Here is a 26362-nt window from a genome sequence, read left to right as displayed (position 1 = left end):
GATGCGGCAGTAACCAAACGAAGGTTGCGCAACCACGTGATGCACAAGGCTGCAAAGAATCGCCCGCTCACAAAACGGGAGCAGGAGTGCAACAAGCTCATCAGCAAAGTAAGGTATCAGGTAGAGCGAACCTTTGGATCAATCCGGCGCTGGTTTGGGGGAGGTACTGCGCGGTATGTGGGGCTACAGAAAATGCATACGCAGCACCTGATGGAAGCAATGGCATACAACCTTTACCGATCACCTAGGATAGCTATGTACATAAACGAAAAATAGGTCGAAAACCATGCCTATGGAAGCATGGTTAGCTCGATGATAGAGCATAATTGAAGAGTTCCACCTCAAAAAAGTGTTTTTTGAGCTGGAAAAACAGAGAAAAATGAATTCTTTGCCTTTTGCAACGGTCTCAATATAACCACACAGCAATGATTGAGAGTATTAAGGCAGGAGCAACTATCCTAAATGAGTCTTCAAACTTCATCGATAAGTTGATCGACAAGATTGATAAATACAAGGAAATAAAGCAGGATACTACCACATTCCTTCGGGTTCTTTACCTGGAGATCATTGGGAATATTGAGGTGCTAAAAGTGATAAATTTTTCAGAGTTTGATTCACTGAGGCCCAACGATGTAAAGGTGAAAAGTCCCCTTAGTCTACTTCAAACCGATGTGGCCGAAGGGGTTTTCTACAAAGAGCAGGTTTCCCCTAACCTTCAGCTTTATGAGAAATTAAAAAAGCAAGGGCAGGTAAAGAACCGAAACCTATAATACTCCCCAAAAATCAGACCACTGGTTAAGTTGAAAAAACGAATTAATTTACCAGCGATTATGAAAAAGGGAAGACGAGTATTTACCGGAGCTTTTAAAGCTCAAGTAGCCATCGCTGCGCTCAAGGAGCGCGAGACGCTAGCGGAATTATCTAAGCGCTTTGACCTGCACCCCCAAATGATTACCAAGTGGAAGCAGGAGTTTGTGGAGCGATCATCTGAAATCTTTGAGACCCGTGCCCCACAGGAGAGCTTTGAGGCCGAAAAGGAGCGCCTGTTTTCCAAAATTGGCCAGTTGGAAATGGAGCGCGACTGGCTAAAAAAAATTTCAAAAAGAGCGGGACTATGAGCGAGCTAAGGAGTTATGTGTCGGCAAATGAGCCCCTAAGCGTTCGAAAGCAATGCGCGCTTTTAGGGATAAACCGCAGCACCCTTTACTACGATGCCGTGGGAGAAAGCCCAGAGAACCTTGAGGTCATGCGGCATATGGATGAGGAATTCACCAAGCATCCTACGCACGGAGTGCTCCAAATGCAGGATTTCCTGCTGGCCCTAAGCTTTACCGTGAACGCCAAGCGGATTCGCCGGTTGCTGCGAAAAATGGGCATTATGGCCCTCTACCCTCGGAGAAACCTGAGCAAGTTGGGCCACGCCAAGTATATCCGGCCCTACCTGCTCCGAAACCTAGCGGTAATCCGGCCAAACCAGGTGTGGGCCATCGACATCACCTACATCCCGATGGCCAAGGGGTTCATGTACATGACGGCCATTGTTGATGTTTACAGCCGATACATCGTGGCCTGGGATGTATTCAACAGTTTGGATGCTAAGAACAGCCTCGCGGTGCTAAAATCGGCCCTAGCGCACCACGGAAAGCCCGAAATCATCAACTCCGATCAGGGAAGCCAGTTTACCTGTGCGCTATGGACGGAATACGTAGAGGAGGTTGCAAAGATCAAAATAAGCATGGATGGCAGAGGCCGAGCCCTCGACAATATTTTTATTGAGCGCTTTTGGCGTACCGTAAAGCAGGATTATGTTTATATTTGCCCCGCTAGCGATGGAACAGAACTTTACAAAGGGCTATCGGAGTTTGTTTCCTACTACAACAACGTTAAAACTCATCAGGGAATAGGAAGGACTAAACCGGTCGACTTATATACCGCGGCAGCCTAGGGATAGAATTGTTGCATAGCAAAGTAAGATAAAACCACTTTCCAACCTTCAACTAAGAAAGTGAGTCCTGTGGTCTAAGAAATGGGGAGTATTATAACCAAGCCTTGGTAGTAGTGGTGAACGGAGTTGAAAAAAGTTCGTCTAAACTATTCGTTTATGAGAATATTCTTCAGGCCATTTCCTTTGTAGTCTCAAAGTTGGAGTTACTTCGCAATCTGAGTTACTTATCCGATGAGGAGCAGGTAATCATTAAAAACATGAACATTAAAACGCGACTTATCAACATTAACCAGCGGCTCATTATGATAAAATCGGTAATGGACAAGATGGAGGAGATAAAGGAGATGGCGCGTTAGGTCTTTTGGCTCGAGATATGGTTAGAAAAGGAAGCGACACTAGCTTGCGAAAACGTTTATGGCGACTGTAAAAATAAAGCCCCCGAGCAAATTAACTCGGGGGCTTATATTTACTTTAAGCTTGATTAGAATGCAACAGATGCCTCAATCATAAATCCTTTAAATTCGCCACCATTGCGAATGTCTGTGGTAGGAAAGTCCTTGTATTTCTGAATAACATACTCAGCCTTAACTAGCATGTTTGGTGTAATGTTCCAACCTGCTGCCGCCGCCATGCGGTCAATTGTAACCTTATCCGTTAGGCCTGCAAGTTCTCCTTTGAATTGATTATAACGACCGCCAACATAAAAATTTTCGGTGCCACCAAAGCGGTAAAGAATATCTCCAGCAAACTGGTTTACTTTTCTTTCCGAAGCCTCAAATCTTGAACGACCCTTGGCATTCTCGTAGGTTCCAAAGAACTCAAGGCCATCATACTTAACAAAAAGGTTACCCATCATTGCCAGAACTTTATCGGAGAATCCTGGGTTTAGGCGACCTGAAGCCAACGTAGCAGAAGTAGAGTTGTTATACTCCATTACCATAAAGTAGTGAGAACCTGCTCGGTCGCCAGAAAATAGTGTGTTGCTGGCTGAACTTGCTGTATAGTATCCTGAAGCTGAAACGCGAACGCGAAGGTCCTCATTTACTTGCTTGTCGTAACCAATTTTTCCAATAAACGAAGGGCTTCTCTTTGCTTTATCGTCTGGTGTTGCTCCAATTGGAGCAGGTTCGTTCACATCACCCTTAATTTCGCCACCGGTTACGCCACCAAGAAGAAAGGCACCGTTGCTTCTGAACATTATGTCTCCACCAATCTCGGTAGTGAACGCATCCAATATATAACCCTCCATAAATGGATTAAAGAAGGTGTTACCTGCATCGCTGCGGCGGAAGTGAGCATCGCCGTAGTTTACCTCCATATGCCCCACACGAATGGTTGTAAATTCCATAATCCTGTCTACCATTGAGTTCTTTAAGAATGGCAACTTTTCAAATTGGATAAAACCACCCTTAACCCATGTCTCGTTGTGGTGACGGGTAGAGAGGTAGGTAACCAAGTTTAAGCTAATACCATCGGCAAGCGCTACATCAATATTTAGGTTGGCCATTGCAGTATTAAAACCGTTGGAAATAGGTGTAAGCGTATTAACATCAACGGGAGGAGTGCCTTGAAGTTTTACATCGGCAGTATTGCTGTGCTTAAGGTTTTGGAGCGATTGAGCAAAGTTACCTCCAATACGAACGTCAACTCCTTTGAATGCTACGCTATCGGTTTTGCTGGTTTCAAAAACGTTAACTCCGCGTTTATCGTTTGGTCGGATATAACCAATCTCAGCACGCTGAGCAAAAGCCCCAATGGTTAAGGTCGTTAGGAACATCCCAATACCAAATTTTAAAATTGTATTTTTCATAGTGGTTTGAAATTAAATGAGTAAGATTCGGATTTTCTTGTTGTGAGTTACCCTTTTTTTAGGGTGATTAAATAGACAATATTCACCTCGTCGCCCGTTTTCATTGCGCCAAACATGGCGGTTGGAGGTGTTACTTTAAATGATGTCATTTTAAATTTTTGGGATCCGGAGAACTCTACCTCTCCGTTAGCAAGAATTCTAACCTTTACCGGTAGCGAAACTTTTTGCGTGGTACCGGAAATGGTTAAATTCCCCATTATAGTCGTGGAAAATTCGCCGGATGCCTGTGCCGGAATGGATAAATTTGACGCGGAGAAGGTAATCTTGGGATACTTCTCTGCATTAAGCGCGGAACGCATCTTTCCGCTCATTATACTTCCCTCCGAAGCCTCAAGTGTTGCGGCATCGATATCAATCATTGCCGTTGTAATACCCGATAGGGATCCCTCGGTAATATTGAGGTTGGAGGCAACCCCCATCTTTTTTACATCGGCACTCCAATCGTGGAGATTGGAAGTACCCTTAATCGTAATCTTGTAACTCTTTAGATTGTATGACGTTTGGCCAATTCCCAGTTGGACAAATGCAAGGCAGAAGACGGTAGCAAGTAGCAGTGATTTCTTCAACATATTGTTTGAATTTTTATAATATAGTAAGTCTATAGGGTTGGTATAATAAACTCAAAAAATAGAATAAGGTTTAATTGTTCAGTCCATTCGGGATGTGTCTTTTGACGAATATTTAAAATAGTTCGATTAATAACAATGTGTTATTGCGATAACATCTTTTTAATCAAGTTGTTAAATTTTTTTCTTTTTCCCCAAAAAAACGAATACTAATTAGAAGATAAGCGAGAGTCATGTATTGTGGTTCGAGAGTCGTAATTCTTCAAGATTGGTTTTGTTGGTGATTAAGAAAAAACAGCGAACTTTGGCCTACTGATTTAAAAGAAAAAAGAAATGAAGATAAATAAGAGTGGGGCCAAGCTTTCTGCCATTGTAAGTATTGGGGAAAAATTGCGCCAGTTGAGCAAGGATACAGGTAAACAGCATCTACTACTTAATAGAGGTGTGCCTTCTGTGGTTAATATTGATCTTTCGGAGGTGGTTAAACTAATCGAGTTTAATAGCGCGGAACTTCAAACGTATCCACCAGCCCAAGGTCGGCTCGATCTCCGACAAGCTATTAACGATGAGTTCTTTGGAGGCAAATCAGATGCTGCTAAAATTTTCCTTACTGGCGGAGGAATGAGCGCTCTCGACCTAGTTTTTCAGACGGTAGAGGTGGAGAAAATTATGCTTCCGGTTTACTACTGGGGCGCGTATTTTCATATAACTACTATCAGGCAGAAGCAAGTGGGCGAGTATAACAGCTTCGACGATTTAGCGGATATGCTCCCCTCGTTGAAGAACAGTGCTGTAGTCATCGGTGATCCGGGAAATCCACTGGGCGAAAAATACGATGATGAAAAATTGTTTGAGGTTATAAAAATGTTGAACGATAATGGTACTATTGTATTCTTCGATAGCCCATATCGCCGTATTTTCTTCGATAACACCGACACCTTCTATCAGCGGTTGCTTCCACTTTCAAACGTTATTGTGATTGAAAGTTTCTCGAAAAGCGTAGGGCTAAGCGGGCAACGTATTGGTTTTGTTCACTGCAACAACACCGAGTTTAACGACGAACTCGCTGTTCGGTTGATGTATGCCACTAATGGAATAAATGCTTTTAGCCAGGCGTTAGTATTGAAACTGATAACTACAGAGGTGGGCCGGAAGGCAGTTGCACAGTTTAAAGCCATTACTATCGCCGATGTTAAGAAGAACGTTGAATACTTGCGTAGTAAGGGCTTTTTGGCTGAGGAATTTTACAACGGAAGCACTCCCGTAGGTATTTTTGCCATAGTAAACATGAGCGAGCAGGAGTTATTGAAATACTATATTGGTTCCGTTTCCCTAAGTTTTTTTACAAAATCGAAGAAGGAATACGCCAGCAAGTATGCCCGAATATGTATTTCGGTACCACACGCCGAGTTGGTTAGCTATTTCGATGCCATACCCGCACGATAATTTCACTTCTAACACCACCACCCTGCCAACAATGGCAGGGTTTTTCATTATGAGCCTCGCAGTTTATATTCTTGCTTTACTTTTAATGGTGTGCTAAAGTAATCGGAATTAAATAGTGTGGATTAAGCCATTCTCCTTTAAGCCATAGCGAAGAATAAACGCTATTTCTCTTCTTTTTGCTAACTTGCGCAATTGTTTTTCTACCAAACAAATCATGTTTGATGGTGTTTGACAGTAGTAATTTTGGGAGATATGCTTAAAAAAATAGTTTTGATTGCTGGCCTAGTTCTTTCTTGCTGCCTCATCGCTGGAATGTTTCTTAGTTTTTCCGAAGATGGTAAGAGTATTGTGCGGGAGATTGGAGCCTCTTTTCAAAGTATAGAGGCAGTTGGGTTACCCGATTCCCTTTATTTTGCTAATGAGAGAGTCCCATTGGAAAATTTCGACACCAAGGAGAGCCTCGATCGAGAGATGTTGGTGAACTCTTACTGGCACTCGCAGACGATCTATCTTTTAAAACTATCTACTCGTTATTTTCCGGTAATTGAACCCATTCTCAAACGCGAGGGAGTACCCGACGATTTTAAGTATTTGGCATTAGCCGAAAGTGGATTGCAGCAGCTCATTTCGCCTGCAAAGGCTGTGGGCATGTGGCAGATTCTTGAAGCAACAGCCAAGGAAGAGGGACTTGAGGTTAGTCCTGAAGTCGATGAGCGTTATAATGTTGAAAAGGCAACACTCGTAGCCTGCAACTATTTGAAAAGGTCATATGCAACCTATGGCAATTGGACAATGGCTGCTGCTTCCTATAATATTGGACGAACCGGTTTGTTGAAACAGGCTACACGGCAGGATCGGTATAATTATTATGATTTGCTTCTTGGGGAGGAGACCGGACGCTATATGTTTAGGATTTTGGCACTCAAACTTATCTTTCAAACCCCAGCACACTATGGGTTCGATTTGACTCAATCCGATTACTATCCGGCGCTAAGGTTCCGGGAGGTTGAGGTAGATAGTTCCATTACCCGGATTTCAGACTTTGCAGCCCAAATGGGTACCAGCTATAAGATGATTAAGTATTTTAATCCATGGCTCCGTGAGGCCTCTCTCAACAACCCAATGAAGAAAAAATACACTATTAAAATTCCGATAGACGGATTTAGGACGGAAGCATACATCAAGAATAATTAACGCAAAAATATATTCGAAAATTGAAAAGTAATGAACCGATTGAGGTTGTTTTCACCGAAGAGGAATATATTAGCGTATTCGGGGCCCGCGAGCACAACCTAAAGAACATTGATGTAACCATTCCGCGCAATAAGCTTACGGTAATTACCGGCTTAAGCGGCAGCGGAAAATCTTCATTGGCTTTCGATACTATTTATGCCGAAGGCCAGCGTCGTTATTTTGAGACATTTTCGGCCTATGCCCGCCAATTCTTAGGCAGTATGGAACGTCCCGATGTGGATAAGATTACTGGTCTGAGTCCTGTAATTGCCATAGAGCAAAAAACTACCAATAAAAATCCCCGCTCAACAGTTGGGACTATCACTGATATTTACGATTTTCTTCGGTTGCTTTATGCCCGTGCCTCCATTGCCTACTCTTACGAAACAGGCGAGGCCATGGTAAAATATTCCGACGATCAGATTATCGCCCTAATACAAGAAAAGTTTGCTGGGAAACGAGTGGCGATTTTAGCCCCATTGGTTAAAGGCAGGAAGGGCCACTACAAAGAACTTTTCGAGCAACTGCGCCGTAAGGGTTTTTTGCACGTAAGGATCGATGGTGAAGTTGTTGAAATGCGCTCGGCTATGAAGCTCGACCGCTACAAGGTTCACTTTATTGAACTATTAATAGATAAATTTCCCGTAAACGAAGCTGATACAAAGAGGCTCCGGGAATCGGTTCAGGCTGCCATGAAGTTGGGAGAAAATACCATTGTCGTGCTCGATATCGACAGCAAGGAGCAGCGCTACTTTAGCCGGCACCTAATGTGTCCAACTACCGGAATATCCTATAACGAGCCCGCGCCACACAGTTTCTCCTTCAATAGCCCTCAGGGAGCTTGTCCCCGTTGCAATGGACTTGGAACAGTGTCGGAAGTGCATTTGGAGGCTCTAATTCCTGATCCTAAAACTAGCATTAAAAAGGGAGGCATTAAGCCTTTGGGGCCGTATAAGAACAACCTTATATTTTGGCAGCTGCAGGCCATCGCAGAAAAGCATGGCTTTACGCTCGACGATCCTATCGAGGATATTCCCGAGGATGCGCTTAGCATCATTCTCTATGGCTCCGAAGAACCACTTAGAGTTAAGTCGCCTGTGCAAGGAGTAAATACTACCTACAAACTTAATTTTGGTGGAGTGCTCGATATTATTGGCCCCAACGACGATGAATCGAGTGCTAAGAGCAAGCGTGAGACTGAGCAATACCTTCGGTTGACCACTTGCCCTGATTGTAATGGGGCACGGTTGAAAAAAGAAGTGCTCAACTTTAGAATGGTCGATAAGAATATTGCTGAACTAAGCAAGATGGATCTTACTGCCTTGTATGATTGGTTCTCAACGGTCGAGAAGGATCTAACTGTAAAACAGTTGGCCATTGCTAAGGAAATTATCAAGGAAATACGTGAACGACTAAGGTTCTTGCTCGATGTAGGGTTAAGTTACCTTGCGCTGAACAGGAGTGCCCAAAGCTTGTCGGGTGGCGAGAGCCAACGAATACGTCTGGCAACCCAAATTGGTTCGCAGCTGGTAAACGTTCTTTATATTCTCGATGAGCCTAGCATTGGATTGCACCAACGCGACAATCATAAGCTTATACATTCCCTTAAACAGTTGCGGGATGCAGGAAACTCAGTAATTGTTGTGGAGCACGACGAAGACATGATACTGGCTGCCGATTATGTAGTGGATCTTGGTCCTCATGCGGGTAGGCGTGGGGGGCTGATTGTTGCTCAAGGAACTCCTGAGGAGATTCTTAAATCAGATTCGCTAACTGCACACTACCTAAACCGGAAGCTAAAAATTCCAATTCCCTTGGAACGTAGGGCGGGGAATGGAAAATCTATTCATCTTAACGGTGCTACTGGCCACAACCTCAGGAATGTCTCAGTCGAAATACCCCTTGGCAAGTTAATTTGCGTTACGGGGGTCTCTGGTAGCGGCAAGTCGTCGCTAATAAATGAAACGCTTCAGCCCATATTATCCAAGCACTTTTATAGATCACATAAGGAGCCGCTTCCCTATAAATCTATTGAGGGTATCAAAGATATCGATAAGGTTATTGAAGTGAACCAGTCGCCTCTTGGACGCACACCACGGTCAAATCCGTCCACTTATACAGGTGTGTTTTCCGATATCCGAAAACTTTTCGAGATGACGCCGGAGGCAAAGATTCGCGGATATAAGGCAGGTCGATTCAGCTTCAACGTTAAGGGTGGCCGTTGCGAGGAGTGTGGAGGTGCCGGGGTTCAAACTATTGAAATGAATTTCCTTCCCGATGTATATGTGGAGTGCAAGGTTTGTCGAGGCAGGCGTTACAACAGGGAGACTTTAGAGGTTAAGTATCGAGGTAAATCCATCTCGGATGTGCTAGACATGACCATTAATACTGCGGTGGAGTTTTTTGAACCTATGCCGGCAATTTACCAAAAGTTAAAAACCATACAGGAGGTTGGCTTAGGTTATATTACGTTGGGGCAACCCTCTACAACCCTCTCGGGGGGGGAATCGCAGCGCGTTAAGTTGGCTGCAGAACTTGCTCGACGCGATACCGGAAAAACGTTGTATATTCTCGATGAACCTACCACTGGGTTGCACTTTGAGGATGTAAGAGTATTGATGGATGTACTTAACCGCTTGGTGGATAAGGGAAATACTGTAATTGTAATTGAGCATAATCTCGACGTCATCAAGATGGCCGATCATATTATTGATATGGGTAAGGAGGGAGGCGCAGGTGGTGGCGAATTACTCTGTGCGGGCACTCCCGAAGATATAATCCATAATACGGATAGCTATACTGCTCATTTTCTCAAGGATTACCTATCTCGCTAGTAAGTTTTCAAACAAATACTCATTTTCGATTACAAATTGAATTGGGTTCCTATCTTTGCTATCTAGTTAGTAAATGTGGATTAGTATGGCAAAGTTGGTCGAGATAATTTGTGAAAACAACAATTCCAAGAAGCACTATCCGATGGGTGTAACCCTATTGGAAATTGCTAAGGATCAAAATATATCGTTAGCAAATCCAATTTTTGGTGCACTGGTCAACAATGAGGTTAGGGAGTTGGACTATCATGTGTTTAGCCCCAAGCAAATACTCTTTTTCGATTTGTCTTCACCTGCAGGAATGCGGATGTATCAGCGATCGCTCTTTTTTGTCTTGGAAAAAGCGGTTCGCGATGTTTTGCCGGGCAAGCGCTTATCGGTAGAACATTCTGTATCGAAAGGATTCTACTGCGAAATTGAGGGCTTTGAGGGAAGCATCCCGCTTTCCTTAGCCTTTACGCTAGGAGATAGGATGCGCGAAATTATTGCCCGCGACATTCCGTTTACCAGCGAAAAAATGGCTACTACCGAAGTTATTAAATACTTCGACAATCAAGGATACGCGGAAAAATCGATGTTGTTGAAAACACGACCTCGTTTATATACAACGGTTTATCGCCTCGATGACCGTATGGATTATTTCTATGGTTGCATGGTGCCCTCCTCTGGATATTTAAAAAAGTTTGATCTTGTTAAATACTACGACGGCCTACTGCTGATGGTTCCTAAGCGAAGTAACCCATCGGAGATGGAAGACCTTATTCTGCAGGATAAAATGTTCGATATCTTCCGAGAGTATAAGGCATGGGTCGAAATCTTGGGTGTTAGCTCCATTGGATCAATTAACCAAATGGTGCTCGACGGCAACGGCGATGAACTTATAAAGATTGGAGAGGCCTTACAGGAGAAGAAGGTTGGGCAAATAGCCGATGAAATACGCAAACACAGGGATACGGTAAGCATGGTTCTCATCTCGGGCCCATCCTCATCGGGGAAAACAACTTTTGCAAAGAAGTTGGCTATTCAACTTAAGGTTGCCGGTCTTACACCGGTTACCTTGTCGCTCGACAACTACTTTGTAGATAGGGATAAAACCCCCTTGGATGAGAATGGTCAATTCGATTTTGAATCAATATACTCCTTAGATATTGAGGCTTTCAATCAGGATCTTCTCTCTCTATTTTCTGGTAAGGAAATTGAACTTCCCAAGTTTAGCTTTGAGCATGGGAAGCGGTTTTATGATGGAACAAAGTTGCTTATTACGGATAAAACCATACTTCTGATAGAGGGTATTCATGCACTTAATCCACTTCTTACTCACTTGGTGGATGCCGACAAAAAGTTTAAGGTTTACGTTTCGGCCCTAACCAGCCTTTCGGTGGATGGACATAATCGTATCCCTACCACAGATAATCGTTTGATAAGGCGTATTATTCGCGATTTCCGCTATCGGAATTATTCTGCATTAGATACCATTAGCCGTTGGGAGAGTGTGCGTAGGGGCGAAGATAAATACATCTTCCCATTTCAAGAGGAGGCCGATGTTATGTTTAACTCATCCCTGCTTTTTGAACTGGGTGTTTTAAAGCAATATGCCGATCCGGTTTTACGTGAAGTTCCGCCATCGGTAAAGGAGTATGCCGAGGCACAAAGACTGCTCAAATTTCTGGAGTATTTTGTCCCCATCGATGACAAGGAAATTCCTCCAACCTCAATAATTCGCGAATTTTTGGGAGGAAGTAGTTTCTCATATAAGTAAGAATATGGCTTTTTTGCGGCTTTTTACTTAAAACCGATTGGCTTTCTGCAAAATAGGCAATATTTGTATTACTGGCCATCAACAACTAATTGCCTGAAGATCAGTATTTGTTTTTAGATTTAAGTGATCAGATTAAACTTTTTTTTACTATTCTGCAATTTCTTTAGTATTTGCATACTTTTTTGATACATTTTTCATTAATTTGCTTAGGGTTACAACTAACCATTTGGCTGCAATATGATAAAATCTATTATGCTTCTTTTCAACATGTTAGGATTCTTCCTGCTGAATATACTATTCTCAGGGAGTGTCGGTTTGAACATGGTTGCCCCCAAAGAAGTTAATGCGGGCAAAGAGTTTGAGGTCGAAGTCACTCTCGACAAGGGCGATATCAGCAGTTTTGCTCGATTTCAGCAAGATCTTCCTGCTGGCCTTTCTGCTCAGGCCGTAGAAACCTCTAATGGTGAATTTTCCTTCCGCGATCAAAAGGTTCGTTTCGTTTGGTTGCGGTTACCTGTTGAATCTACCATTACCATTAAGTATAAAGTTAGGGTAAACGATAGGCTCACAGGGAGCTTTAAGCTAGGTGGTAAATTCTCATACATTGAAGATAATGAGCGTAAAGAGGTGGCGGTAATCGATCAGCAGTTGGCGATTATTACTAATCCCGCAATGGATCCAACCTTGCTTGTCGATATCAATGAGTTTCAACAAATGGCTACCTCTAAGCTTATGGCATATGGTGCTGGTAGCGTAAAGGCTATACGCCAAGACCCATATCTCGAAGGAAATAGTAACGATTACTTGGTGAATGTGCTCGTTTCCAAGGGTGCTACCGATAAGTTCGCCAAAATTGAGGAAGTTGTGCCCGAAGGTTTTAGGGCCGAAGTGGTAGATGCAAAGGATGGCATCTTTACCTTCAAGGATCAGAAAGTGAAATTTCTGTGGATGAACCTTCCTGCCGAACAAACCTTTGTGGTTACCTATCGACTTATTCCAGAGGATGGGATTGGTCCTAAAGATATGGCCCTAAAGGGAACATTCTCCTTTATTCAGAATGAAACAACGCAGGTTATAGATATCGTTCAAAAGGGCACAGACCTTAAGAAACTTGACTCGCAGCAGTTAGAAGGTTTAGTTAAATCCACTCTGGTTTCCACCGAAGGCCAAGATGCCTTTAGCAGTTATACTCCCGATGCAGCAGGAGGTATTGATATTCCTGTGAAATATGTGGGTGCCGATAAGATGGCTGACATGGAGAAGCAACGCAACGGAACCGTTGGTCCAACTAATGCTTCTACTCTTTCCTATACTCTCGAACCAGAGAAGGGCGTTTACTATCGGGTGCAGATTGCCGCCGGACATAAACTCGTAAACATCAAACAATATTTTAAAAAGTTCAAACTTCAAGAGGAGGTTAGAACCGAGCAGCACGAAGGCTGGTATAAGTATTCGGTAGGTTCCTTCTACGTTTATAAGGATGCCCGCGATCACCGTAGCCAACTTTGGACATCAACGCCTATTGATGATGCCTTTGTTGCCGCCTATAATAACGGTAGGCGCATAACTGTTCAAGAAGCCCTGATGATAACCAACCATAAATGGTATAAGTAATAGCATACCCATGAAATTGATCTGGAGAGGATTATTAGTTGCCATTTTCGCCCTTGTGCTTATTCCTACGGTTAAGGCTCAGGACGAGGATCTTGTTAATTGGGATGCATACTTGACTACCGAAGTTGAGGTGATCGATCCGCAATATCGTCCGATTATTGGTGTTGGAACCGGTGTCATTAATTTTTATGGCGACGTTAAGGGATCGAACGGAAACTTGTTGATGGGTACTCTAGGCTATAAGTTCAATGTTAGCACCCTTTTAGGCAAGGGACAAGATTTTAAGTTTAACTTATACGTGCTTTACGGTGAATTGAAAGGGATCGACAACGATATGTCGTACCAGTTTCAGCGCGATATTCCTGGATATACTGGAAATACTAGCTTCGACTATAACTTCTTTCAGCTTGGAGCAAACGTTGAGTATAACTTTGGTCCACTATTTCGCTGGAAAGGAGTAAAAGTGAAGAAGGGAACCAAGTTTAAGGTTCTCGATCGTACCTTTAGGCCTTTCCTTTCCATTGGTATTGCTCCAATTCAGTATAGCGCTAAGGGAAACTTAACCTATGGAAGTGACCAACAGTACCATTTCTGGAGCGACGGCACCATTCGTGACCTTAGACAGACAGATCCTTTGGCTAATACCGCTCAAATAGTTAAACTCGATGGATCGTACGAAACCGATTTGCGCAAGGCAAATCTTTACGGAACAAAGAGTACTGAGCAGAGCACAATATCGTTTCCAGTCGATTTTGGGTTGGATTTTTACCTGAACTACCGCGTTAATCTGCGTGTGGGAACTTCAATAAACTATACCCTTTCCGATTTACTCGACAATGTGGATTCCAAATCGGTAAAGAACACTAGTGTTAAAGATAATGGTAGACCGGACATGTTTACCTTCACCTATATTGCTCTTCATCTTGACCTGTTTTCTGATCCTGAAACTCGCAGAGTTTCGAGCTTGTTTAGCGATGTTGATAATTTCGATTACGATGGATTGGCCGATGGCGACGTGGATGGAATACTCGACCTCATGGACCAATGCCCCGATACTCCTTTGCGCGAACCTATTGATTCAGTAGGATGCCCATTGGACGACGATAAGGATGGCATTGCCAACTATTTGGATTCTGAACCAAATTCAGCAATTGGTGCTCTGGTGGATAAAACCGGCTCAACACTAACCGAAACCTCATTTGAACGCTATAATACCGAAGGGCTGGCGGTAAGCCGCGATAAGGTTATTACTCTGCCGGTAAACCAAATTTGGACGCGCTCCGTACGCTTCGAACCCGGTATTGTGCCTGAAAAGTTTAAGACCATTGACGCCAATAGCGATGGTTATGTTTCCTACGATGAAATGCTTAAGGAAATTAATAAGTATTTCGATGGGGAGTCGAAGCTCCAAACTGCAGACATTTATGAACTAAACGAATTCTTCTTCGAGCAACAGTAGCACAACTAGGCGATTTTGATACAAAAAGTCCAAGACCAAAGCGGTTTTGGACTTTTTGTATTCTACGGAGCAAACCAATGTGAATACTTTTGATATCCGTGTTGGCTATATGGTATCATGATTTCATCCCTGCTTGAAATTATTTTCAAATAATATGGTGATTGCGATAACAACCAACTGAAATTAGTAGTAGTTTCGTTCGGTATTCTACGAACAACGAACTAACTCTATATTTTTATGAATATTAAAGTATTGGGCACAGGTTGTCCTAAGTGCAAGACACTTGAAAAGGTTACTCGTGATGCTGTACGCGAGATGGGGATTACTGCCGATATTGAAAAGGTGGAAGACATCGCTAAGATTATTAACTATGGAGTAATGCGCACGCCAGCGCTCGTTATTAACGAAACGGTGGTTGCTAGCGGTCGTATTCCTTCAATTTCTGAGATTAAAGAACTAATCACTAAGAATAAGTAGGCCGATGAAATCATTTAATATTCTATTGACTCTTGCCCTTATTGTTCCAGTTTTGAGCTGTAGCGCACAAGGAAAGAAAGTCGATGAAAAGGTTGCCCCTTCGAGCAAAATCGAAGCCTACTACTTCCACTTTAACTCGCGCTGCGTTACCTGTAAGACGGTTGAGGCTCAGGCTAAAGAAAACCTTGCGGTATTGTGCCCAGAGCAAATGAAGGCGGGGACAATTACCTTTCAGTCAATCAACCTTGATGATGCCTCGAGCACTGCAATTGCCGAAAAGCTTAAGGTTTCCGGCCAATCGCTCCTATTAGTAAAGGGTGCTGCTCAGATAAACATAACCAACGAAGGCTTTATGTATGCGCGCTCAAATCCCGATAAGTTTAAGGAAATCATCAAGCAGAAGGTAGATGGGATGCTAAAGTGATTTGAAGATGAAATGATTTGATGATTTGAAAATTGTCGTTCTATTGAGAGTTATTCATCAATTATATTGAATCTGCAATATCCCCAATCTTCAATGTATTATTTTCAGATTAGTTGTATTCTTTAAGTTTACGAATTACTAAGCGTTAGATTGTTCTTTTCTTTAAAGTTCAAAAATCGTTTGTCATGAGAAATGATAGAGATAACTTGATTGTTGATAAAACGTTTAGGTTTGCGATAATGATTGTTAGTTTCTGTGAACTGCTTGAAGAAAACAGAAAATTTGTTGTTGCTAGGCAACTTTTACGTTCAGGAACTTCAATTGGAGCAAATGTTCGTGAAGCCCAAAATGCAGAGAGTAAACTAGATTTTATTCATAAGCTTAAAATTGCTATAAAAGAGGCTGATGAGACGCAATATTGGTTACTGATTTGCAAAGAAAGTTTATCCTATCCTTCCGACGAAGATCTGTTAATTGAGATCACTTCTATCATAAAGATCCTTTCAAAAATCATAAGTAGTTCTAAGAATCAGAATAGTAGTTAACGCCTTTAACTGTGATTAGCGAATCATTATCAAATTTTCAAATCATCAAATCACCAAATTTGCAATGAACGACTTTCTTAATAGTATCCTCGAAAGCAGCAATACTCCTTGGCTATCGGCTTTGGTATTGGGATTTATGACGGCAATTAGTCCATGTCCACTGGCTACCAACATTACGGCAGTTGGCTTCATTAGTAAGGATATCGATAATCGCCATCGCGTGTTCATAAATGGGCTGCTCTACACCCTTGGCCGCGTTATTACCTATACCGCCATTCCCCTAATAATATTTTTGGGAGCGGATCAGTTTGCCTTCTCCGGTTTCTTTCAGCGCTATGGTGAAAAGATTCTAGGTCCTATGCTTATTGTTATAGGGCTATTTATGCTTGATCTGATTAAGATCAAACTCCCAGGCTTAAATCGGCTTTCGGAGAAGATGCAACAGAAGACCAAGTGGGGCTACTGGGATGCCATTGTGCTGGGAATGCTCTTTGCTCTGGCATTCTGTCCGTATAGCGGCGTGCTTTACTTTGGAATGCTTGTGCCCATGACGGTTTCGAGCGCTTCGGGACTTTACCTTCCCATAATTTTTGCCATTGCCACCGGAATTCCTGTTATCGTATTTGCTTGGATTCTTGCCTATACCGTTTCCGGAATCGGAGGAGCCTACCATAAGGTTAAAACTTTCGAAATCTGGTTCCGACGTATTGTGGCAGTGCTATTTATCGTTGTGGGTGTTTACTACATCATCAGGGTATTCCTCTAAAAACACGATTTAAGTGTTAGTTGTGTTTTAAGCAATTTTAGAATAAAACATGGAAAATAAAAAAAGAATAAAACTGATTGCTGCTGTGGCTCTGATTCTGCCAGCATTAATCTTACTGTATTATATGCTTCAGCCATTGGTTGATTACCTAACTTATAGTCTCGTTGGGTTAAATGCAGAAACTCACCTTGGAGCAGCAATCAATTTTTTTATTTACGATACGATTAAAATTCTGATTTTGCTATTTCTCATCAGTACGCTGATGGGGTTGGTAAATGCCTATTTTCCAATAGACAGGTTGCGGATCTATTTGACTACAAAAAAGATGTATGGTCTGCAATACTTCTTTGCATCATTATTTGGTGCCATTACACCTTTTTGTTCCTGTTCTTCCATTCCGCTTTTTATTGGTTTTGTGAAAGGCGGAATTCCGCTGGGGGTAACGTTTGCTTTTCTGATCACCTCCCCTTTGGTAAATGAGGTAGCCGTGGCAATGTTCCTAGGTTTATTCGGAATAAAAGCAACCCTGATTTATGCTATAAGCGGCATATTGTTGGGGACATTTGGTGGGTTCATCCTAGGGAAATTCAAATTAGACCGATATCTATCCGATTGGGTAAAGGAAATTCAGGCGATTTCGGAACAGGAATCGGAAGAATGGGAAATTGACCGAACTCCGTTCATCGATCGGTTGCCAACTATTATCCACGATGGCTGGGAAATTGTAAGAAAAGTGTTGGTCTACGTGATTATTGGTATTGCCATTGGTGCGGCCATGCATGGTTATGTTCCTGAAAATTTCTTTACTGCCTATCTTTCGGCTGATAAGTGGTATGCTGTACCATTAGCTGTGATTTTTGCCGTTCCTATGTATGCTAACGCTGCGGGAATCGTTCCGGTTATTCAGGTATTTGTTGCCAAAGGTGTTCCACTGGGCACAGCCATAGCTTTTATGATGGCGGTAGTGGGACTCTCATTGCCCGAAGCTACCTTACTCAAAAAAGTGATGAAGTGGAAACTCATCGGTATCTTCTTCGGAACCATCACCGTTTTCATAATTATTCTGGGATATCTTTTTAATCTAATCCTTTAGTCGGTATGAGGTATATATATTATTAAGCACAGAAATAAGGAGAGATTACCTGCCGTGAATAATGTGTAACTTATCTTAAAAGAGATTCATACAAGTCTCTCCTAATCGGGGTGACTTGCTTTCTAACTCCCGAATGGTGTTAGCAAGTACCCCACCAAAGCGGCGGGAAAACGTTCCTTTTTTAGGGAAGGTGATGTTATGGGAATGTTAGTAACGCATAGAAGTTATATCGACGGGCACCGTGAAATGCTGAGATAGATGATTGTTGTTTTTTTAATACACTTGGTATGATTACTTTTATCAGTGGTTCTCTGTTTCCTTTGTGTCTCCGTGATAATTTTTTTTAATAAACGAACAAGCATGGACAGTTCCGATACACAAGATATAGCTGTTAAGCTAGCACCGCTGCTCAGTGCGCTATCGCATCCCACTAGGCTGCAAATCCTGCTGCATTTGGCTAAGTATATCGATTGCCCCGCATGGAACATCGCCAACCAGCTGCCCATTAGCAAATCAACCGTATCGCAGCACATGGCCAAGCTAAAGGAGGCAGGTCTTATTGAATGCGATGCCGATGGAACCAGCCAGCGATATAGGCTTAGCGACAATACGTTTGCTCTTCTAAAGGCTTACTTCCTCAATTTTATTAATGAAATAGAGGCTTCGAAGGACAACAAGTTAGAGTGCTGTCCAAAGAATGGGTGTTCCTGATTTGTATACCAGACTATTCTAATCATTCCCTTACTCATAAAGATATGAAGATACTGATTCTCTGCACCGGCAACAGCTGCCGCAGCCAAATGGCTGAAGGCTTTCTGCAATCATACGATAGTAACCTTACCGTTCGTTCGGCCGGAACCGAGGCTTCGGGCACGCTCAACGAAAAGGCTGTTGCCGTTATGAAGGAGGTTGGTATTGATATCAGTCACCACACCTCCGATTCGGTCGATTTGTATCTCGACCAGGAGTGGGACTATGTGATTACCGTATGCGGCGGAGCCAACGAGAGCTGCCCTACCTTTACCGGTTCCGTGAAAAATCGCTGGCACATTGGCTTCGACGATCCTTCGCACGCCACCGGAACGGATGAGTTTATCTGGAGCGAGTTTCGCCGCGTTCGCAATGAAATCCGTATTACGTTTGAATCGTTCTACAACAGCCAAGTGAAGGGCATCCGACAGTGTGGCTGCTAGTGTTGACATATAGTTGATCAACTGTATAACCGCATTCGCTATAGAAAGCCAATAGTTTGTGTGCCTTTGCTAGTAAATCCCTTAGCCGAAAACAAACCCTCCATTTTATTCTCACAGTCATGTTTATTTTCTTACTTTAGTAAAGGAATAAACCATAGCGCTGTTGGGTTTATAAATGAGTTAGCGCAAATGCCCTGAAAATTGAGCAAGCGAATAAACTCATCGAGATATTTGGAGAATGTTACCTAATTGGATAACTTTGCACCATGGAAGAAGAATTAATCAGGAACATCTTTTACTTCAAGAACTACTACCTGAACTTCTTTGAGCAGTTAAAACCAGAAGTTAAGAAAAAGTTTAACTGGACGCTATTGTTGATTGCGACTATAGAAAGAGTTCCTGCTAAGTATTTCAGCCACATGGAAGGAACATCTGGTATTTATGAAATAAGAGTTGAAGTTGGAGGTGACATTTATAGAGTTTTCAGCTTTTTTGATAAGGGTCATCTTGTGGTTCTGGTCAATGGATTTCAGAAAAAATCACAGAAGACACCTAAAAATGAAATTGAATTAGCAGAAAAACTTAAAAAACAATATTTCGATGAAAAAGAAAGTGAATAACAACCTTACTTCATTTGCTGACCATCTCGATGAGCAATATGGAAAACGAGGGACAGAGGAGCGTGAAAGGTTCGAAGAAGGATTTGAAACTTTCAGGCTTGGCGCAATGATTCAAGAATTGCGAAAAGAACAGGGGTTAACACAAGAGCAACTTGCAGTGAAATGTGGAACAACAAAGACATACATTTCACGAATTGAGAATGACGCTTCGGATATAAGACTTTCGACTTTAATGCGAATTATTAGAGAAGGACTTGGTGGACATCTTCACTTGAGTGTCGACCTCAAATAGAAGGCTCATGCACTAATAAATAGGACTTTAAGCGGCACGTAGCGCCCAGCGAATAACGCTAGGTTGAGCTACATTCGGGGTTCAATGGTTTCTTTCTATGGGGTTTTCAATGCAATTATTCTTTTTCGGAGGGAAATTTACCGGCATAAGCTGGCCTCCTGCACGTCACTAACTCAACATAACAGTATACTTTCGCACCAGCATAGGCTTACGATTTCGGGTTACACCGGAGGCGCAAGCCTTTTTTGTTTGCGTAAGGGCATAAGCCTTTAGCCCACCAATACTGGCAGGGTATGATGGGTATATGTAGGTAGAGAAGACCTCGGAGAGGTTACATGTTTATAGAAAACCTGCGGGTGGTGAAGCGTGCGACCCCAGCTGGGGTCGAATAATCCTAAAGCGAATAATTTTCTATAAACATACAATCCCTCCGGGATTAGGACGGGGTGTATAGGTTAGTTAATAACCTCTCAAGGATTGATAATTACATGGTTAATATTGCTTAATGCATAGCATTTTTGTAAATTAGCAATTCCTCCTAAACTAAAACACTAATATCATGGCTAATACTTATACGCAAATTTATGTGCATACCGTTTTTGCTGTGCAAAACTGGAATGCACTCATATTGCCCTCATGGGAAGAAGATCTTTACAAATACATTACCGGAATCGTGCAAAACAAGGGGCAAAAAATGCTAGCCATCAACGGAACTACAAACCACATTCACTTTTTTATTGGCATGAAGCCTACATGCTGTTTGTCTGATTTAGTTAGGGAAATAAAAAAATCATCCGGTACCTTTATCAAAGAGAAGAAATTCACATCATCCACATTCCAATGGCAAGAAGGGTTTGGTGCATTTTCATATAGCCATTCACAGCTTACTGATGTAATACAGTATATTAACAATCAGAAGGAGCATCATCGGAAGCAAACTTTTAGGGATGAATACCTAGCATTTTTAAAGGCCTTCGACGTTGAATTCAAGGACGAATACCTGTTTGAGTGGATTTGATCGATACTCTACTCGAATTGTCTGATACATCATAGTAATACAGAACCCCGTCAATAGCGGGGTTTGTGCTGTAATGCAAAGGGGGATAGTTGCTTTTTGAACAACATGACGAAACCATTTCAGCCGCTATTTTGGACATGCTCGTACATGTTTCTGACCAGAATTGAATTAAAAGGTAAGTGTCTCAGAAAAAAACGATACAATTGTCAGCCCATTACGTTCTTTAAACCAAGACCCCGTTTTTGGGGGCAACATGACCGGAAATGGAGGTCTATATCACCGGAATATCCAACACATAAGCTGTATTGTTTGCCTATCAGGCGATTATGTTTTACTATAACACGATAGGGAATCCAAAATGCAGGATCTACTTTTACGATAAAAAGGTTGTGATTTACGTGTAAACGTTCTACATTTGTATATACACGGTTCAGTATTAGGTATGCACGGTTGGGTTTTAAGTATAAGTGAATCGTTTTTAAGAACAGGCGATTTGGTTTGTAAAACCCCCATAAGTATAACGTAATATACAACTTTACCATGCTAACTTTTAACTTCACAAGGATTTTTAAGCTGCGCGGGATTGATAAACCCTTCAGCTATCTTGTTAAGCTGGGCTACTCGGCAAACTATTCCACTCGGATAGTTAACAACAGGATGGAGCGACTTAGCTTAAAGGACATTGAAAAGCTATGCGAGCTGTTTCAGTGCACACCAAACGACTTGTTGGAATGGATTCCAAGAAGCAACGAAGTAAAAAACGACAATCATCCGCTATCCTCCTTAAAGCGTAGCAATAAAGTTGTACAACTCACCACAATGTTACACGCCGTTCCGTTGGATAAGCTCGCCGATGTTGAAACCATGATAAACGAAATACTAAAAAAGTAAGCGTTTTCGGCGGTCAAAAGTTAATGTTGTTGGGTCCGTTCGATATGCATTTTATTCGTACCTTTTGCTACTTATTATTTTGATAAGCTAGTAGAGCATTTTATACGAAATTTCTATGGCAAAAGAGAGCAATGCAAACAACAGTAAGGTCAAGCGTGCTTCAGCGCCTACTATTGATGTGCGATCGGGAATGGATGTAGAGTCTCTGAAGCAGGCAATTACCGAACACTTGTTCTACCAACAGGGTAGAAACATTGTGAATACATCGCTAAACGATCTCTACATGGCAGTGTCGCATACTGTACACGATAGGCTCTTGCAGCATGAGCACAAGACCATGAACGCAGTGTTCGACAATAATAATGTAAGGCTGGTTAGCTACATGTCGGCTGAGTTTCTTATGGGGCCACAGCTAGGCGTTAACCTGATTGACCTGAACATTATGGCCGAGATGGAACAGGCAGTTCAAGAGCTTGGCTTTAGCTTAAACACTATTATGGCGCAGGAGGAAGAGCCTGGCCTTGGCAACGGCGGTTTAGGTCGCTTAGCCGCATGCTATATTGATTCGATGGCTTCGCAGCAAATTCCAGCCATAGGCTATGGAATACGCTACGAGTTTGGCATTTTCGATCAGGTGATACGCGATGGCTGGCAGGTGGAAATCACCGACAAGTGGTTGCGTAACGGAAACCCGTGGGAGAGTGCCCGACCCGAGCTGGCGGTAAACGTTAAGTTCGGTGGTCATACTGAATCGTATCTAGACTCCAATGAGTATTTACGCTATCGCTGGAAACCCGACTATATGGTAACCGGAATCCCCTACGATACGCCTATAATGGGATATAAAGTGCCCTCATGTAACTTTCTTCGCTTGTGGAAATCGGAAGCCGAGGAGTCGTTCGATTTTTCGTCGTTCAACCAAGGCGATTACTATAAGGCGGTAGAATACAAGGTTAAATCGGAGAATATTAGCAAGGTGCTATACCCAAACGATGAGATGCTTGGAGGGAAAAAGCTGCGGCTAAAGCAGCAATACTTCTTTGTTTCGTGTTCGCTGCAAGACATGATGAATATTCATCTGCGGTTTGATGGCAAGCCTCAAGATTTTCATAAGCGGTGGGCTATACAGCTTAACGATACGCATCCTTCGGTGGCCGTTGCCGAACTCATGCGCATACTTGTAGACGAGTACCACGTTGACTGGGACGTAGCATGGCATACCACCTGCAGCACATGTAGCTACACTAACCATACATTGCTTCCTGAGGCATTGGAAAAATGGCCGGTGGGCCTGTTTGCTTATCTAATACCGCGCGTGCTGGAGATTATATTTGAGATCAACTACCGCTTTCTGAAAGAGGTAAGCAGTAGGTTTCCGGGCGATAACGGAAAGCTGTCGCGCATGTCGATTATTGATGAGTCGGGCGAAAAGTTTGTGCGCATGGCCAACCTTGCTTGCGTAGGTTGCTGTGCAATAAATGGGGTGGCCGAGCTGCATACCGAGCTGCTTAAGCAACAAATATTGCACGACTGGGTAGAGATGTTTCCAGAACGGTTTCATAACGTGACCAATGGAGTAACACCTCGTAGGTTTGTGGTGCTGAGTAATCCCGGATTAAGCAACCTTATTATCGAATCGATTGGCGATAAGTGGCCCGGCAAACTTGATGAGCTGCGTAAGTTGGAACCGTTTGCCGACGATGCGGCATTCCGAGAAAAGTTCAGGAGTGTAAAACTCGAGAACAAGAAAATACTTGCCGCCCTCATTAAAGAGCGCACAGGCGTTGTTGTTAATCCTTCATCGATGTTTGATGTTCAGGTAAAGCGAATTCATGAGTATAAACGTCAGCACCTTAGCGTGCTTCATATTATTGCACTTTACTTACGCATTAAGCAGAATCCCGACATTGATATTGTTCCCCGCACGTTTATTTTTGGAGGCAAGGCGGCTCCTGGGTATTTCTCGGCAAAACTTATAATTAAGCTTATCAACTCCGTGGGCGATGTGGTAAACAACGACCCCGATGTAAAAGATAGGCTCAAGGTGGTTTTCTTTCCCGATTTCAACGTAACCAACGCGCAGCTTATTTACCCGGCTGCCGATCTGTCGGAACAAATATCAACTGCGGGCAAAGAGGCCAGCGGTACCGGCAACATGAAGTTTTCTATGAATGGCGCCCTTACCATAGGCACGCTCGATGGGGCAAACGTAGAGATCCGAGAAGAGGTAGGCAACGATAACTTCTTTCTGTTTGGCCTTACTGCCGCTCAAGTGGAAGATGCAAAGCGGAATGGATACAACCCTCACTTTATTTACGACAATAACGAGGAATTGCGCAATGTAATAAGCATGATTAATTCGGGCCGATTCTCCAATGGCGACACCAACCTGTTTAAACCCATTACCGACAACTTGTTGTGGCACGATCCGTTTATGCTTATGGCCGATTTCTCTTTGTATATTGCTTGCCAAGACTTAGTTGCCGAAACATGGAAAAACACTGCCGAATGGAACCGGATGGCTATCCTCAACGTGGCACGAATGGGTAAGTTCTCCTCCGACAGGTCTATTCAGGACTATTGCGAAAAGATATGGAAGGTAAAGCCTTTTAATATCAGGAAAGCATAGTCTTGTAATTTCCCCGATGGTTTAAAGTTAAGAGGTTAAAGGACGGGCAGTGTTAGAGAATTGGGGAGAGCGCTGATTCTGTCTTGCAGCCATTATCCATGATTTGAGTGGTAGGTGATATTGATTATTCTATCACAACTTTTTCTTGACATTGATATAAACAATGGCAATGCTTATGGGTTACTAGAAATTATCTACCAGGCTTGCTTGATATTTAATTCTAGTGTCATTTTTGGCAGCAATGGAGCAGTATGATTCGATTCTTGATAAGACGACAGCATACAGACATAGAATTTCAGTTAGGGTGGTGGTGTATTGCCCAATTAAACGAATAGTGTAATTTTACAAAGCATAAAAAAGTAGAATAATGAATTTAGAATGGATACTTACCATTAATCCGGTTTTACTAGCGCTCATTGCCACCCTGTTTACTTGGGGAATAACCGCTTTTGGGGCATCAATGGTTTTTTTCTTTAAAACCATTAATAAGAAAGTTCTCAACTCAATGCTTGGCTTTGCGGCTGGAGTTATGATTGCTGCAAGCTTTTGGTCGCTACTAAAGCCATCCATCGAGATGGCCGAGGCCAGTGGTACAACACCATGGATTCCTGCTCTGGTAGGATTCCTCGCAGGGGGCGCTTTCCTTCTAATTATAGATAAGATATTGCCTCACCTTCACATGGGACTTTCCATAGATAAGGCCGAAGGTATTAAGACACCATGGCAGCGAAGTATTTTGCTGGTTTTGGCCATTACCCTGCATAATATTCCCGAAGGATTGGCAGTTGGGGTGGCCTTTGGTGCGCTTGCTAGCAATCCCACCACAGGAGCACTTGCGGGAGCCATTGCTCTTGCCCTTGGAATTGGTCTGCAAAACTTTCCCGAAGGTGCGGCTGTTTCCATTCCCCTTAGGCGCGAAGGATTCTCTCGGTTAAAGGCATTTCATTACGGACAACTGTCGGGTATAGTGGAACCTATTGCTGGTGTGATTGGTGCTTACCTAGTTTTAGTGATGACTCCTATACTGCCATATGCCCTCTCGTTTGCCGCTGGTGCCATGATATTTGTGGTGGTGGAGGAGTTAATCCCCGAATCGCAAACCGGAAACGAAACGGACCTCTCTACCATTGGAGCCATGCTGGGATTTGCCACCATGATGGTGCTTGACGTAGCCCTCGGTTAGTATTCCAGTCAATAGATGCGTCATCCTCATCAAACACCGATAATTGAATTGCTATGAACTTACGATTTCAGCACGATTGCACGAACATCGATTGGGAGTATGTATCGGAGGTTTTGCGAACTGTAGGGATGGCAAGTCATAGTGGAGCCATACATCATAAAGCATTTGGCAACAGCCACACAGTCCTCTTTGTATTTGACTCCGACAAGATTGTAGGCTTTGGGCGTGCCCTCTCCGATGGTGCATATCAGGCCGCAATTTACGATGTTGTCGTTCTTCCCGAATATCAAGGGAAGGGAATTGGTCGAATGATTGTGAATAGTATTATTAAAGAGTTGCCTCAGTGCAATATCATCCTCTATGCTGCACCAGGAAAGGATGCCTTCTATAAAACAATGAACTTTAAGAGGATGAAAACGGGCATGGCGCTATTCCTCGATGCGGATACGATGCAGGGGAGGGGTTTTGTAGAATAAGTTACTATTCATCGAAGGATAAACCGAGTAAT

General features: G+C 42.9%; 27 protein-coding genes. 25 read left to right on the top strand and 2 right to left on the bottom strand.

All coding sequences use genetic code 11. From position 1 onward, the window contains the following. The 5 genes from BLS65_RS09720 to BLS65_RS09700 all read left to right on the top strand — a co-directional run. The coding region (locus BLS65_RS09720; protein ID WP_139180962.1) for a transposase at positions 1-276 on the top strand (276 nt) is incomplete at its 5' end. Positions 277-425: 149 nt separating this feature from the next. Then, the gene (locus tag BLS65_RS09715; RefSeq protein WP_092438415.1) at positions 426-770 is read left to right on the top strand and encodes a hypothetical protein; all 345 of its coding nucleotides are present in this window, start codon (positions 426-428) and stop codon (positions 768-770) included. Between the two features lie 60 nt (positions 771-830). Continuing rightward, positions 831-1118 carry a transposase gene (locus BLS65_RS09710; protein ID WP_092438413.1) on the top strand — a complete coding sequence of 96 codons (288 nt, stop codon included), beginning with the start codon at positions 831-833 and terminating at the stop codon, positions 1116-1118. Then, entirely contained in the window at positions 1115-1945 is an 831-nt protein-coding gene (locus BLS65_RS09705) for an IS3 family transposase (RefSeq protein ID WP_092438411.1), read from the top strand. Before BLS65_RS09710 ends, BLS65_RS09705 begins: the two co-directional genes overlap by 4 nt. A gap of 113 nt (positions 1946-2058) precedes the next feature. Beyond that, complete coding sequence (locus tag BLS65_RS09700) at positions 2059-2301, top strand: hypothetical protein (protein ID WP_125869823.1); 243 nt, start codon at positions 2059-2061, stop codon at positions 2299-2301. Positions 2302-2426: 125 nt separating this feature from the next. On the opposite strand, the gene BLS65_RS09695 is transcribed toward BLS65_RS09700, so the two are convergent. Then, a complete protein-coding gene (locus BLS65_RS09695) occupies positions 2427-3755 on the bottom strand; it encodes a hypothetical protein (RefSeq protein ID WP_092438407.1) in 1329 nt (442 codons plus the stop codon). Between the two features lie 47 nt (positions 3756-3802). Continuing rightward, on the bottom strand, positions 3803-4384 hold the full coding sequence (locus tag BLS65_RS09690) for a YceI family protein (RefSeq protein WP_092438405.1): 582 nt from the start codon (positions 4382-4384) through the stop codon (positions 3803-3805). A 330-nt stretch (positions 4385-4714) separates the two neighbouring features. Here BLS65_RS09690 and BLS65_RS09685 point away from each other — a divergent pair, with 330 nt between their 5' ends. The 20 genes from BLS65_RS09685 (at position 4715) to BLS65_RS09590 (ending at position 26330) form a co-directional block, all read left to right on the top strand. Next, entirely contained in the window at positions 4715-5827 is a 1113-nt protein-coding gene (locus BLS65_RS09685) for a pyridoxal phosphate-dependent aminotransferase (protein WP_092438403.1), read from the top strand. A 252-nt stretch (positions 5828-6079) separates the two neighbouring features. Continuing rightward, positions 6080-7021, top strand: coding sequence for a lytic transglycosylase domain-containing protein (locus BLS65_RS09680; protein WP_092438401.1), 942 nt, complete (start codon positions 6080-6082; stop codon positions 7019-7021). A gap of 20 nt (positions 7022-7041) precedes the next feature. Further along, positions 7042-9894, top strand: coding sequence for an excinuclease ABC subunit UvrA (gene uvrA / locus BLS65_RS09675; protein WP_244500684.1), 2853 nt, complete (start codon positions 7042-7044; stop codon positions 9892-9894). Positions 9895-9979: 85 nt separating this feature from the next. After that, positions 9980-11650 carry a nucleoside kinase gene (locus BLS65_RS09670; protein ID WP_092438397.1) on the top strand — a complete coding sequence of 557 codons (1671 nt, stop codon included), beginning with the start codon at positions 9980-9982 and terminating at the stop codon, positions 11648-11650. 237 nt (positions 11651-11887) lie between these two features. Then, on the top strand, positions 11888-13264 hold the full coding sequence (locus tag BLS65_RS09665; RefSeq protein WP_092438395.1) for an SPOR domain-containing protein: 1377 nt from the start codon (positions 11888-11890) through the stop codon (positions 13262-13264). A 10-nt stretch (positions 13265-13274) separates the two neighbouring features. Beyond that, a complete protein-coding gene (locus tag BLS65_RS09660) occupies positions 13275-14723 on the top strand; it encodes a hypothetical protein (RefSeq protein ID WP_092438393.1) in 1449 nt (482 codons plus the stop codon). A gap of 237 nt (positions 14724-14960) precedes the next feature. Further along, complete coding sequence (locus BLS65_RS09655) at positions 14961-15200, top strand: thioredoxin family protein (protein ID WP_092438391.1); 240 nt, start codon at positions 14961-14963, stop codon at positions 15198-15200. Between the two features lie 4 nt (positions 15201-15204). Further along, a complete protein-coding gene (locus BLS65_RS09650; protein WP_092438389.1) occupies positions 15205-15624 on the top strand; it encodes a nitrophenyl compound nitroreductase subunit ArsF family protein in 420 nt (139 codons plus the stop codon). Positions 15625-15809: 185 nt separating this feature from the next. Continuing rightward, positions 15810-16169: a four helix bundle protein gene (locus tag BLS65_RS09645; RefSeq protein WP_092438387.1), complete on the top strand. Its 360-nt coding sequence runs from the start codon at positions 15810-15812 to the stop codon at positions 16167-16169. A 64-nt stretch (positions 16170-16233) separates the two neighbouring features. Continuing rightward, the gene (locus BLS65_RS09640) at positions 16234-16935 is read left to right on the top strand and encodes an aromatic aminobenezylarsenical efflux permease ArsG family transporter (protein WP_092438385.1); all 702 of its coding nucleotides are present in this window, start codon (positions 16234-16236) and stop codon (positions 16933-16935) included. A 124-nt stretch (positions 16936-17059) separates the two neighbouring features. Next, a complete protein-coding gene (locus BLS65_RS09635; RefSeq protein ID WP_092438419.1) occupies positions 17060-18028 on the top strand; it encodes a permease in 969 nt (322 codons plus the stop codon). A 360-nt stretch (positions 18029-18388) separates the two neighbouring features. Further along, positions 18389-18739 carry an ArsR/SmtB family transcription factor gene (locus BLS65_RS09630; protein WP_092438383.1) on the top strand — a complete coding sequence of 117 codons (351 nt, stop codon included), beginning with the start codon at positions 18389-18391 and terminating at the stop codon, positions 18737-18739. 44 nt (positions 18740-18783) lie between these two features. Next, positions 18784-19221 carry an arsenate reductase ArsC gene (locus tag BLS65_RS09625; RefSeq protein ID WP_092438381.1) on the top strand — a complete coding sequence of 146 codons (438 nt, stop codon included), beginning with the start codon at positions 18784-18786 and terminating at the stop codon, positions 19219-19221. Positions 19222-19487: 266 nt separating this feature from the next. Further along, positions 19488-19841, top strand: a complete 354-nt coding sequence (locus BLS65_RS09620; protein WP_092438380.1) for a type II toxin-antitoxin system RelE/ParE family toxin — start codon at positions 19488-19490, stop codon at positions 19839-19841. Then, positions 19822-20133, top strand: coding sequence for a helix-turn-helix domain-containing protein (locus BLS65_RS09615; RefSeq protein ID WP_092438378.1), 312 nt, complete (start codon positions 19822-19824; stop codon positions 20131-20133). Before BLS65_RS09620 ends, BLS65_RS09615 begins: the two co-directional genes overlap by 20 nt. A gap of 559 nt (positions 20134-20692) precedes the next feature. Beyond that, positions 20693-21151 carry an IS200/IS605 family transposase gene (tnpA, locus tag BLS65_RS09610; protein WP_092438376.1) on the top strand — a complete coding sequence of 153 codons (459 nt, stop codon included), beginning with the start codon at positions 20693-20695 and terminating at the stop codon, positions 21149-21151. 540 nt (positions 21152-21691) lie between these two features. After that, a complete protein-coding gene (locus BLS65_RS09605; RefSeq protein WP_092438374.1) occupies positions 21692-22042 on the top strand; it encodes a helix-turn-helix domain-containing protein in 351 nt (116 codons plus the stop codon). A gap of 115 nt (positions 22043-22157) precedes the next feature. Beyond that, positions 22158-24671: a glycogen/starch/alpha-glucan phosphorylase gene (locus BLS65_RS09600; RefSeq protein ID WP_092438372.1), complete on the top strand. Its 2514-nt coding sequence runs from the start codon at positions 22158-22160 to the stop codon at positions 24669-24671. 367 nt (positions 24672-25038) lie between these two features. Beyond that, positions 25039-25854 carry a ZIP family metal transporter gene (locus tag BLS65_RS09595; RefSeq protein ID WP_092438370.1) on the top strand — a complete coding sequence of 272 codons (816 nt, stop codon included), beginning with the start codon at positions 25039-25041 and terminating at the stop codon, positions 25852-25854. 53 nt (positions 25855-25907) lie between these two features. Then, entirely contained in the window at positions 25908-26330 is a 423-nt protein-coding gene (locus BLS65_RS09590) for a GNAT family N-acetyltransferase (RefSeq protein WP_092438368.1), read from the top strand. Positions 26331-26362 lie beyond the last annotated feature (32 nt).

Origin of the sequence: Williamwhitmania taraxaci (assembly GCF_900096565.1) — a bacterium.
In the GTDB taxonomy this organism is placed as follows: Bacteria; Bacteroidota; Bacteroidia; order Bacteroidales; family Williamwhitmaniaceae; genus Williamwhitmania; species Williamwhitmania taraxaci.
The sequence above is the reverse complement of the archived record's forward strand: the minus strand, read 5'-3'. Positions and strand labels throughout refer to the sequence as shown.

Coding starts and splice junctions, on each gene's coding strand:
- BLS65_RS09655 (WP_092438391.1), top strand. CDS start 14,961: ATGAATATTAAAGTATTGGGCACAGGTTGTCCTAAGTGCAAGACACTT.
- BLS65_RS09695 (WP_092438407.1), bottom strand. CDS start 3,755: ATGAAAAATACAATTTTAAAATTTGGTATTGGGATGTTCCTAACGACC.
- BLS65_RS09600 (WP_092438372.1), top strand. CDS start 22,158: ATGGCAAAAGAGAGCAATGCAAACAACAGTAAGGTCAAGCGTGCTTCA.
- BLS65_RS09705 (WP_092438411.1), top strand. CDS start 1,115: ATGAGCGAGCTAAGGAGTTATGTGTCGGCAAATGAGCCCCTAAGCGTT.
- BLS65_RS09595 (WP_092438370.1), top strand. CDS start 25,039: ATGAATTTAGAATGGATACTTACCATTAATCCGGTTTTACTAGCGCTC.
- BLS65_RS09715 (WP_092438415.1), top strand. CDS start 426: ATGATTGAGAGTATTAAGGCAGGAGCAACTATCCTAAATGAGTCTTCA.
- BLS65_RS09635 (WP_092438419.1), top strand. CDS start 17,060: ATGCTTCAGCCATTGGTTGATTACCTAACTTATAGTCTCGTTGGGTTA.
- BLS65_RS09690 (WP_092438405.1), bottom strand. CDS start 4,384: ATGTTGAAGAAATCACTGCTACTTGCTACCGTCTTCTGCCTTGCATTT.
- BLS65_RS09615 (WP_092438378.1), top strand. CDS start 19,822: ATGAAAAAGAAAGTGAATAACAACCTTACTTCATTTGCTGACCATCTC.
- BLS65_RS09630 (WP_092438383.1), top strand. CDS start 18,389: ATGGACAGTTCCGATACACAAGATATAGCTGTTAAGCTAGCACCGCTG.
- BLS65_RS09620 (WP_092438380.1), top strand. CDS start 19,488: ATGGAAGAAGAATTAATCAGGAACATCTTTTACTTCAAGAACTACTAC.
- BLS65_RS09625 (WP_092438381.1), top strand. CDS start 18,784: ATGAAGATACTGATTCTCTGCACCGGCAACAGCTGCCGCAGCCAAATG.
- BLS65_RS09640 (WP_092438385.1), top strand. CDS start 16,234: ATGAACGACTTTCTTAATAGTATCCTCGAAAGCAGCAATACTCCTTGG.
- BLS65_RS09685 (WP_092438403.1), top strand. CDS start 4,715: ATGAAGATAAATAAGAGTGGGGCCAAGCTTTCTGCCATTGTAAGTATT.
- BLS65_RS09680 (WP_092438401.1), top strand. CDS start 6,080: ATGCTTAAAAAAATAGTTTTGATTGCTGGCCTAGTTCTTTCTTGCTGC.
- BLS65_RS09645 (WP_092438387.1), top strand. CDS start 15,810: ATGAGAAATGATAGAGATAACTTGATTGTTGATAAAACGTTTAGGTTT.
- BLS65_RS09650 (WP_092438389.1), top strand. CDS start 15,205: ATGAAATCATTTAATATTCTATTGACTCTTGCCCTTATTGTTCCAGTT.
- BLS65_RS09660 (WP_092438393.1), top strand. CDS start 13,275: ATGAAATTGATCTGGAGAGGATTATTAGTTGCCATTTTCGCCCTTGTG.
- BLS65_RS09605 (WP_092438374.1), top strand. CDS start 21,692: ATGCTAACTTTTAACTTCACAAGGATTTTTAAGCTGCGCGGGATTGAT.
- BLS65_RS09590 (WP_092438368.1), top strand. CDS start 25,908: ATGAACTTACGATTTCAGCACGATTGCACGAACATCGATTGGGAGTAT.
- BLS65_RS09670 (WP_092438397.1), top strand. CDS start 9,980: ATGGCAAAGTTGGTCGAGATAATTTGTGAAAACAACAATTCCAAGAAG.
- BLS65_RS09710 (WP_092438413.1), top strand. CDS start 831: ATGAAAAAGGGAAGACGAGTATTTACCGGAGCTTTTAAAGCTCAAGTA.
- BLS65_RS09665 (WP_092438395.1), top strand. CDS start 11,888: ATGATAAAATCTATTATGCTTCTTTTCAACATGTTAGGATTCTTCCTG.
- tnpA (WP_092438376.1), top strand. CDS start 20,693: ATGGCTAATACTTATACGCAAATTTATGTGCATACCGTTTTTGCTGTG.